This is a genomic window from Echinicola salinicaeni, assembly GCF_014280965.1.
GTDB lineage: Bacteria > Bacteroidota > Bacteroidia > Cytophagales > Cyclobacteriaceae > Echinicola > Echinicola salinicaeni.
The window spans coordinates 31,491-42,232 of record NZ_JACODZ010000007.1 but is presented as its reverse complement, the minus strand read 5'-3'; the positions used below and the strand labels follow the sequence as shown (position 1 = coordinate 42,232).

Below are 10,742 nucleotides of genomic sequence, written 5' to 3'. Positions count from 1 at the left end.
ATAATGGATTTTTGAGTTAAACTTTCACTAATATAAACCTAAATACAAATGAATTTTAATCACTTTTTGTCCTTTATGGGCATTGGACTGGTGGTTTCGTCCTGCTCCACTGCACAGGTAGAGCCGGTATCTCAAGATGTTAAGAAAGAGAAAAGTTATAATACCTTGGTTATCCCAGCCAATAAATCCTATATGGAGCCTTGGGAGGCTAATAATCCAGCAATGAGGTATAATCCTGACGATGAAGAGGATGTGGTTGCTGGCTGGAAGTCCACAGATCATAGTTTGGTAGGATATTATGAGCTGACACCGGGCGAATATATTTCTGGTCTTTCATTAAAAGTTGGAGAAGGAAAAAAGACGGATTTTAAATTAAAAATCACTTCTCCAAATGATGTGGATTTTCAGGAAGAATCTAGAAAAAAAGTAGACGGAACAGGGGATTTTCAGGAAGAGTTTTTTGATACCATAAAGGTCACTCAAAAAGGTTTTTATAGGTTTGAGCTTGACCCGCAGACTGCTACTGGGAATGAGGTGGCTGAAGTAGAAAGTTTTCTTTTTAAAACTGAAAAGGGCTCAGCTCGATATGCGAAGTGGCTTTCGTCTCCTTCCGTACATTTAAGTTATCAGCCTGATGATCAGGTTTCCCGAGAATATGATTGGTTGTATGGAGAAATCAATGTACCAGAAGGCCATGATCCCATGTATTCCTTTTATATGTGCATCGGTTTTTATAGGGGATATTTTGGAATTCAAGTAAACAGTGCTTCGGAAAGAAGAGTGCTCTTTTCCGTTTGGGATAGTTCGGATGTCCCAGATGATCGAAAAGATGTAGATCCTGAAGACTTGGTTACTTTGGTAGATAAAGGAGATGAAGTCTATGCAGGAGGTTTTGGCAATGAGGGTACTGGAGGCCAATCATATTGGAAGTATCCTTGGGAAACGGCAGTTCCTGTCAAGTTCATTATGAACGTAAGGAAAAACAATGATAATACTGTTTTGTTGTCCGCTTGGTTCAAGGATGTAGAGGCTGAAGGTTGGAAATACATGGCTACTTGGAAAGCTCCTAAAGAGCAGCGGTATTTTGATGGTTTTTATTCCTTCCTAGAAAATTTTGGTAATCGAAATGGGCAGGAAGTAAGAATGGCGCAATATTATAATATGTGGGGCAAAGAAGTGAATGGGGACTGGATTAATTTCAATAGGGCCAGGATGACCCATACCGATGGAGTTCCTGAAGGAAGGGATGATTATGCAGGAGGCTTGGTTCAAGGGAATAGTAATCAATTCTATATGAGTTCTGGGGGATATACCCATGCGGATGAGCAGAAAACAAGTGTAGGGAAAATCCAGACTAAGGTGCCTGATGCTAAGCTTTCTTCATTGGATAACCGTGTAGATGAAGCTATCGCCAATCAGGTAATCCCAATGGATAAGTCATCATGGTCCGTGATTGATTTTTCTTCTGAGGAAACTTCGGGTGAAGGTGCTGATAATGGGAGGGCTGAAGATGTCATTGATGATAATCCTGCGACCTTTTGGCACAGCCAATGGGCAGGTGCTCAGCCGGATTACCCTCACTTTCTTAGTTTAGACTTGGGAGAAAATGTCGACGCCAAGGGGCTGATCATTCAAAATCGTTCCAAGCAAAATGGCAGGCCGAAGGAAATAAGTGTTTCTGTAAGTACAGATAATAGTAACTGGACTTCACTGGGGACTTTAAATATACCTTTGGATGGAGGAGCTATTGATTTTGAAGAAATGGCCAGTTTCAGGTATATCAAATTAACCTTTACCGAGGGGCATCATGATGGGAATGAGGATGATTTCTTCATTCATATGGCAGAGTTTGGCCTTTATTAGTAAATGCATTTTTCGAGTTTTTTATTAATATTAAATCGTATTGACAATGAAAAGAAGTTTTGCTTATTGGGTCATTTTGTTGGGCCTGTTATTCAATGCCTGTTCCACAGAAGATATGGAACCAGATCCTGAACCTATTGAAGAGGAGGAAGAAGAGGAAACTGTTGATTTAGGTGATTATGTGTCGGATTATAGCTACAATTTGAATGTGGTCTACTTTGTCCCGTCGGATATTGAACCATTGGAAAACTACCATGAGCGTCTTTCTGGAATCATGCTTTATATGCAGGATTGGTTCAAAAGTGAAATGACAGCTTTGGGATTCCCTGGAAAAACTTTTGGTTTATTAAAGAGTGAAAAGGATCCTTCATTTGTAAAGGTGATTTTGATACGTGGAGAAGGAGGGCAGGATGACTACCCTTATGATGGTGGAGGCAGTGCGGCGGCAAATGAAATAAGGGCATATTTCAATGCCAATCCAGGGGAAGAAGCCAGCAAGCATACTATGGTGCTTATGCCAAGTAGAGAAGGTGAGAATGGTTGGGATGCCGGAGGGGTACCCTTCTATGGGATAGGCAAATGGTGTTATGCCTTGGATTATAAGAACTTTGATATGAAGTATTTTCAGGATGGGACCAGGCAAGGGGATTCCCACTGGATTGGAGGAACCATTCATGAGTTGGGGCATGGTCTGAACCTTCCTCATAATAAGCATAAAGCTACTGATGATTGGACTTCAATGATGTCATGGGGTAATCATGAATTTAACGGGTCGCCAGATAAAGTACATTTGACCTTAGCAGATGCTTTGATTTTAAACAATAATCAGGTGGTCAACAAGGATGCAAATGCAGGGCATTATGAGGGTGATGCTGGCTTTAATTTGAAATCAATGCGCATTTATGCTGACAGTGAAAATCTTTATGTAAAGAGTAGATTTGAATCTGAAATAGCAGTGAATGGGGCCATTGTTTATAATGATCCCAAAACCAGTGAAGGGGATGCGGATTATAATGCGGTAACTTGGGGGACCTCAAATATTATTGAGGGGGATAGTATCTCATTTGTTATGCCCTTAGCTGGTGTAGATGCCGATTTTAAGCAGTATCCTTTCGAATTGCGGTTAAAATACCTTCATGTTAATGGTAATGTGACGGAATTGAAATATACCTATGTGTATGAATCTGGCAAGCCGAATATTGATTTTGAATTGAAAGAGGTAAATGAATTAGCCAAGGATAGCTGGGAGGTTATTGAGGTGTCTTCTGAAGAATTGGTGGGAGGTGGAACCAATAACGGGGCTGTGGCCAACCTAATGGATGGAAAGGACGATACTTTTTGGCATTCTCAATGGTATAATGCCAAGCCAGATTATCCACACCATTTCACTTTAGATTTAGGGAAAATCGAATCCGTTCATGGAATGGTTTTTAGTCAACGTTTGAACAAATACAATGGGCGTGTAAAAACTGTTGATGTTGAAATTAGCACAGATGGTGAATCATGGGAAGATTTGGGTGTCTTTAATGTGAGTGATTCAACAAGGGACGTGATTGACTTATCTTCTGTTCAAACTTTCAGGTATATAAAAGTTACCGTGACTGAGGGACATGATAATGAAAGTGGGGAGAATGTTTTCTTTACTCACTTGGCTGAGTTTGGTTTATATTAACCCATCAGGTTTATAGCATTAAATAAGGCTGTCTCATAAGTCCCCGTCATAGAGAGAGGTCAATATTTCTCAAATATAAAGGAGCTGTATGACCTGAGCCTCAAATCGGTGTCATGCTGACGACAGGAAGCATCTCTTCCAGTAACAATTAACTAAAGAGATCCTTCCTTTGTCAGGATGACATATTAATCACGTTAATGGTAATCCGATGAATATAGGAAGAAGCAATCTCCTCATACGTGAAATGAAAACACATCGAGATCACTTCGTTTTACTCGTGATGACGGATTTCTTAATGTAAGACAGCCTTATTTTTTATTCATCAATCCCTTAGGATTGATTCTTTGTCTTTATTCTGGACAAAACATGTTTACCAACATTTTCTCCTTGGTCAACCCCGTTTTCAATGGCCGGTATATAGTGTATGCCACCGTAAAAACGGCTTATAGCGGCTTCTGAAGCTGCTTGGTTGAAAGAGTCGAATTCTCGCACTGGTAAGCCGTAAGTTACTTCTGTTGAATCAACTATATGTACTTCATTGCCCAATAAATGGGTCAAGGCGATAGCTGCTGACTTAGAAGCCACGCTGTGACCACTGGTGTATTCTGGAAAAGGAGGTGTCTGAAGTAATGGTGTCCAGTCCTTATCCATATATTGGTTGATATAGGTCTCCGGTCTAATAAGGATACTTCTGTATTTTTCATCCCAGCAAGAAATAAAAGCATCAAAAAGGGCGATAGAAGTAAGGGCCATAACCTCTGTCGTTTCCTTCCAATTCAAATTCTTTGTTTTAGCAGCAATGCCAGCAATCCCCATCCAATGTCCACCTGGGGTGATTTTTTTATCAGCGAACATAACATGTCCCTTGATGTTCATTTTGTAAGGGTTACAATCCCAGAACATGGCGATGTCTTTCTGCTCTTTTGTTAGGTTAAGGCCAGCATCCATCACGGCTTTGGCCTCACTGTAAAAAATGCTACCTTCTTTAGTGTCAAATGCTGTGGGTGGAGCCGGTTTAAATTGGCTGGCTGAGTCCAAGGTAAATGGCCTGATTTGATTCCAATGGGGTTCAATTCCTTCTATATAGGCCGGAGGGGTTGGTTTCCATGTTTCGGCTTCAGAAGTTACCGTGTATTTTGAATAAGAACGCGTCGGGCCATAGTTATCTCCAGACGCATAAGAGAGTACATGTTTGGCCATGTCCTTACCTAGCTGAATGGAATTTTCTTTAACTGATGCTGGAATTCCTTCAACATCCGCTTTATTAAATAATTCAGCCGTGTAGCTGTCAATTTGTTCCTCGGAAAAAACCAAAGCTTTGGCCACATTATAAAAAGCTACTAAGGAAGCCAGTGGATAATGGCATTCCGCCGGAACCTCAAAAGCCCCCTTTTCAAATCCATTAAGCTGTCCTGCAAGGCTTTTATAATTAGGGTCAGCTAGGGCAGTAACCTCATAAGCTGCTATGGAAGAATAAGCATAAATTCTACTGGCAACTGGTGGTGAAAATATATCATGTACCATCACTGCGGTGATATTTAGGTTAGCATCTACCAATGCCTGATTATCTTGTAATGCTGATTGATATTTCCTGTTTTCCTTGCAAGAGAATAAAATGCAAGTAGTAAGGAGAAATAGAAGTATATTTTTTGCCATAATTATATTTGGGATATAATACGCAAGTTACTGTATTGTAACTAGTAATCAAAACTTAAAATTTTCGTTTTGTTTCTTTTGTAAGGTTTAAAATTGTTGAAATAAAAATCCCTGAAGCTATGGCAAACTTCAGGGATTAGAACTTAAATCGAATAGTTTCTACTCACTTACTCGAAGACGTTTGTTGTATATCATTTTATCTTTCACAAAGACTTGGAAGAAATAGCGGCTCTTGGAATAATTGCTTAAATCAAAAGTAATCTTTCCTTCCTGAAAATCCCTGTAGGTATGTTCTTCCACAACCATGCCTCCTGGATCTTTGACCAGTTTTATGGTGACTTCCTCTGGATTGTTTGATAGGAAGTCGAAGGTGGTGGAATCCTTTGCGCGTGTTGGGAATACTCCCAGTGAAATTTGCAATGGATCGATTGGTTCTGGATTTGGACCTACTGCGAAATTATACGTGATTCCACTTCCAAAATCAGAATCAAAGCTTTTCACGATTTTCCCTTCTGCATTTAGTAGCGCTGCTTTTCCACGACCTGCTCTTGTCTTGTACCAGAATTCGAGACCGTCACCAGCTTTATCTTCCAATAATAATTGGTACTGACCCTCCACTAGTTGGACACTATCTTTGTAAGTAGTGTCTGCAAGGAGGCTTCCTGCAGTTCTTTCTGCAATAATTTTTCCCGTATGGTCGAGAATTTTGAAGTGGTTGTCCTCGGGAGTCTTATTGGTCTGGAGGTAGAATATCAAATTCTTGCTATGAACAGGTACTTTGCTATAATCTGAACTAAGGAGGTTATCAGCACGATAATTATCTTTTTTTCCATTAGGTTTTTTAAGCTCAAACTGATAAGCCAATTTTCCTTCCTGAGGAATTAAGCCATGCATTTGAACCGTGTCTGATTGACCTGGTAATAACTCTCCACTCCATTTGAACTTACTTCCTTTATCTTCTACTGCGCCATGAATAATTTCAAGGCTGTTCAAGGCATACTGTCCATTGTTTTTTATGACAATGGTAGGACCAAAACCTGCCGGGTTAATTCTACTGTGGATGGCTTTATCTGATGGTATGATGATATCCTCAATAGCCACATCATATTTTTCTTCTGGGGATTTATATTGGATCACATAAGCTGAAATCAACTCTTGGGCACTTGGCTTGGGAGACTGATAATCCTCCATGGCCAGCTGAACAGTATGTTCTGCATTTTTCAGTTTGAATTCATAAATATCAGGTTGGATCAGATCTCCTGGACACCAATTAGCCCGGTCAAAAATCCAAGTACCGGCTTGTGGATATAGCGGATTGCTGCCACAGGCTTTCCAAATTTGTCTACTGGCGACAAGTTTTCCGTCCAGAAGGAAATCCCTGAATTTATTACAGAACTCTCCACAGCCATCCGGTCGGTCCATACCATGGCCAGTTTGGATGATGCGTATCCTAGCCATTTCAGCATCACCGGTTTTTTTTATACTTACAGGTTTCAAAGCTTCTTCAATCGGATTTTCTTTATCACCGTATTTATAAGCTCCTTGGTAAACTTTGGTAATGGATACAGGTTCTCTTACCGGTTGTCCTTTGATGATGTCAAAGGCAAGGGTAACTTTCCAGCCCCTATCATTATTGGGCTCGTACCCCGTATGCTTGTATTCAATCTCAACACTGTCTCTGAGCAAAAGGCTGAAATCAGTGACATCTACCTGCCAGTCAAATTCCCAATCTTTGCCAAAAGCTCCACCATATGGCGTTAACATTCTGCCAATCTCAAAATCCTTCATTTCACCATTTTCTCCCCCAATTCTTTTGATGGTAATATGGTCTAGATAGTCCCAGTCAGCACAGCGCATATTATCAGGACAGGCAAATTTGACCTTCATGATAATTTTGCGAATGGCTTCATCCTTGTCAGGAAATACAGCCCAATGGGTGTAGTTTTTTTCTCCTTTAGAGGGATCTGTCACCACCGTGATTTCATCATGGCTGACAATTTCCAAGGTATCTGTATTTGCTCCAAAAGTTCTGAAGGAAGTCATCAGAAGTAAAATGAGGAGCAGATTGAGATGTTTCATATTTAAATGAGGTTTTCGGTGATTATAAAATTAAACCCCCTATATCGAAATATAGAGGGCCTAAATGATGTTTTGGAAAAGGTTTATTTATTCTTTAATTCGATCATTTCCTGATTCCAATCATTATGTATTTTCAGTAATTCCTGAAGTTTGTCAGGATGTTGCTTGGCCAGATTGGTAGTTTCCGTTGAATCTGTTGCCATATTGACCAAGTATAATTTGTCATCCTCACCAAACTCTAGTTCTTTTTCCGAATCCCAAGGGTTTCCATGAAGCTTCCAATCTCCTTTTCTTACTGCCCAGGAATTGGTAGTACTTTCAGGATCACCAGTGGCCCAGTGCAGCACTTCATGTTGTGAAGGGGCATTTTTGTCCTTGATAATTGGCATCAAACTTTTTCCATCAATTTCATCTTTATTAGGAATTTCAGTATTGGTCAGTTCAGCCAAGGTAGGTAACCAATCAATGCTATTGGCCATTTGGTTTCGGAGTTCGTTAGCAGGGATAGCCTTTGGATAACGGATCATGGCAGGTACCCTGATGCCTCCTTCTAGCATACAGAATTTAGCACCATGGAAGGGGCCATTATTACCCCCGCCAAAGAATGCCCTTTCTTCGGTACTGTGACCGTGATCAGATTGGTAAACGATAATGGTATTGTCCAACTGTCCTGTAGCTTCCAAATGATCCAAAACTTCACCGATCATTTCATCGAAGGTACTGATGAAAGCGGCATATTCTCTTCTTGGACTTGGCGTATCTTTATAGTGATCTAACCATTTTTTTCTTCCTTGATAGGGATAATGTGGCATGTTGATAGCCCAATAGATAAAGAATGGATCTTCTTTTTCGGGAGCAGTGAATTTTTTTACTTCATCTACCATTAAGTCGCCAAAGAATTCTCCTTGATGATAAACTTCCTCTTCATTTCTATACAGGTCATGCATATTGGGGCCATGCCAATAGAAGAAGTGGGAGAAGTTATCGATACATCCTCTTTGGTGACCAAAGAAATAATCAAAGCCTTGACCATTTGGAAGTTTTTCTGGGCTATGTCCCAAATGCCACTTTCCGATTAAGGCGGTAGAATAATCATTGGCTTTGAAAACCTCTGCCATGGTGATTTCATCGGTAGGCAAGCCAGACTTAAATTCCGGATCAGCATGTGGAGGGGCCACATTGCCAAAAAGCCTAGCGTGGAAGTTGAACTTCCCTGTCAGAAGGCTGGCTCTTGAAGGAGAGCAAACTGGCGCTGCCGCATAAAATTGGGTGAAACGCACCCCTTCATTTGCTATTCTGTCCAGGTTCGGGGTAGTAAGGTCCTTTGAGCCGAAAGCATTGATATCAAAGGTGCCTTGATCATCAGTGAAGATAACCAGTATGTTAGGTTTTGTTTTTTCAGGGGCAGTGGTTTTTGTCTTTGTAGTAGAAGGTCCGCAAGCTCCCAGAAAGAAGCTGAATAAGCCTCCACTAATAAACATCGCCCTGTTTAAATATCTAGATTTTAGTCTTGAAATCATAGTCAATATGTATGGGGTATTAGGATAAGTTTTTATTTTATTTAAGGTAACTTAGGTTTGTTTAGTATTTTTTTAGATAATCTAAGGGGTAAATATATTGAAATATTGTCTAATAAAGCTAGCCATTTTAACTGAGCTGATAAGGCTTGAATGATTGAAAGGTAATTATTTTGTATTAAATGGTAAAATATTATGTAGGTCTTAGGCGGGGATTTAGTTCTTTTATTTTATCGATAGTTTAAGGGTATAAAAATGATTAGGTATGAAATATTCGAGTTTTTTGATTGTTGTGTTGGTATTCTTGAGTGGATGTGATGAATATGTGAAAAAATCCAAAAACCATTGGCCACAGCCTGCTGGCCCCAATGGAGACTGGCAATTGACTACTGCTGCACCAGTACCGACAAGCTTCAGTGTGCGTACAGGTGAAAATATCAAATGGACATCAGCGCTTCCAGAGGGAGGGCAAAGCGGGATTACAGTTTGGGAGGATAGGATTTTTTTGACGGTCATGAAGCCAGTAGAAAAAGTGGAGAACAAACAGGATTTGATGGGAAGTGATGTGTTGGCATTATGTCTAAATGCTGAAAATGGAGAGATACTGTGGAGCAGGGAAATGAAAGGAAGCAGCCTTTCTGAATATATGTATGGCTTTAGCGATAGTTCCACGCCTAGTCCAGTGACTGATGGGGAATATGTTTGGTTTTATAATGCGAGCGGTAATCTCTCTTGTTTTGATTTTGAAGGCAATTTAAAATGGGAAAGAAGATGGGAACCAGTGGAAGAATTAGATGGGGTGCATTTTCCTTTCAATAAACAGTTTGAGCCATTGATTTATGAAGGACTAGTTTTTAATATGGAGCCTTATTGGGTGAAAGATGGTGAGCGAGAGTATGGATGGAACTATATATATGGGGTTGATAAACTCACAGGGGAAGTGGTATGGATTTCAGAAGATGGATTGACGCATTATAATACCCCGTATATGGGCAAGACAGCAAATGGAGTTCCTGCTTTGATGATTGGGAGAGGAGGACATCATGGTGTCCCTGAGCAACCAATAGGTTATTCACTGGTTAATCTTGAAAACGGAAAAAGTATATGGCAGCATCAAGCAGAAAAGGGAATGGCCCTTTATAATGCTACTTGGAACAAAGATTATGCACTATGGTACACGGAGAAAGAAAATGAAGTGCATGTGTTGGACGCAGAGACAGGAATATTGAAAAAGAAGGTGTCCTTGACCAAAAATGCGGATGTAAGTATTTGGGATGAAGATAAGGCGAGTTATCAAGTGCTGGAGAATATTGATATAAGTGAAGAACTTAATCCAGTCGTTTTTCCTGCTTGGTATAGCAATATCCTAGTAAAGGATAAGTTGTTCTTTATGTGTTTTAAAAAGGGGATATATAGAAATAATATTGGTCCTGAGTATGCTCTTGCCAGGGTTGATATAAAAACAGGCAAGGCAGCATATCTTCAGGTGCCTGTGCAGGTAGAATACCATGATAATGTCAAAGAGTATGTATGGAATGAGGAGGCGAAGGCTGCTACCATAAATAATAAAGGGCTTGATGTGGCTCATGACAAAAGGTCCCAGAGAGATGGTTGGCATTGGAATTTCAACGGGAATCCTATTTGTGTTAACGGGAAAGTATTTTTCACCACTATGGCAGGAGTTTGTTATGTGATAGATGCTAATGCTGAGAAGTTTGATGAATCAGCCTTGATTGCAGTAAATGACCTTGGTCCTAAAGGAGGGACATGGTCAGTCAATACCCCTTCTTTTTCGAATGGAAGACTTTATCACAGGACATTGAAAAACCTGATATGTATAGGAGAGGAATGGTGATCTCTATAATGGAAATTGGTTAATAGCTTGCTTTGTATTGGCTTGTTTTGTTAATAGTATATAATGAAACAATAAAATTTTTGTTTTGTTTCGATTTTGT

General features: G+C 40.0%; 6 protein-coding genes. 3 read left to right on the top strand and 3 right to left on the bottom strand.

Annotated elements, in window-relative coordinates; translation table 11 throughout:
• The first annotated feature begins 48 nt into the window (after window positions 1-48).
• Both H7U17_RS14375 and H7U17_RS14370 read left to right on the top strand, forming a co-directional pair.
• Complete coding sequence (locus tag H7U17_RS14375) at window positions 49-1,863, top strand: DUF3472 domain-containing protein (protein WP_186757449.1); 1,815 nt, start codon at window positions 49-51, stop codon at window positions 1,861-1,863.
• Window positions 1,864-1,909: 46 nt separating this feature from the next.
• The gene (locus tag H7U17_RS14370; protein WP_186757448.1) at window positions 1,910-3,535 is read left to right on the top strand and encodes a discoidin domain-containing protein; all 1,626 of its coding nucleotides are present in this window, start codon (window positions 1,910-1,912) and stop codon (window positions 3,533-3,535) included.
• Between the two features lie 330 nt (window positions 3,536-3,865).
• On the opposite strand, the gene H7U17_RS14365 is transcribed toward H7U17_RS14370, so the two are convergent.
• The 3 genes from H7U17_RS14365 to H7U17_RS14355 all read right to left on the bottom strand — a co-directional run bounded on the left by H7U17_RS14365 (window position 3,866) and on the right by H7U17_RS14355 (window position 8,790).
• Window positions 3,866-5,191, bottom strand: a complete 1,326-nt coding sequence (locus H7U17_RS14365; RefSeq protein ID WP_186757447.1) for a vanadium-dependent haloperoxidase — start codon at window positions 5,189-5,191, stop codon at window positions 3,866-3,868.
• A 159-nt stretch (window positions 5,192-5,350) separates the two neighbouring features.
• Window positions 5,351-7,270 (bottom strand): peptide-N-glycosidase F-related protein, encoded by a 1,920-nt coding sequence (locus H7U17_RS14360; protein WP_186757446.1) that lies wholly within the window; start codon window positions 7,268-7,270, stop codon window positions 5,351-5,353.
• Window positions 7,271-7,353: 83 nt separating this feature from the next.
• Window positions 7,354-8,790 carry a sulfatase-like hydrolase/transferase gene (locus H7U17_RS14355; RefSeq protein WP_230981430.1) on the bottom strand — a complete coding sequence of 479 codons (1,437 nt, stop codon included), beginning with the start codon at window positions 8,788-8,790 and terminating at the stop codon, window positions 7,354-7,356.
• Window positions 8,791-9,052: 262 nt separating this feature from the next.
• Between H7U17_RS14355 and H7U17_RS14350 the strand changes: the two genes are divergently transcribed.
• The gene (locus H7U17_RS14350) at window positions 9,053-10,642 is read left to right on the top strand and encodes an outer membrane protein assembly factor BamB family protein (protein ID WP_186757445.1); all 1,590 of its coding nucleotides are present in this window, start codon (window positions 9,053-9,055) and stop codon (window positions 10,640-10,642) included.
• The last annotated feature ends 100 nt before the right edge of the window (window positions 10,643-10,742 follow it).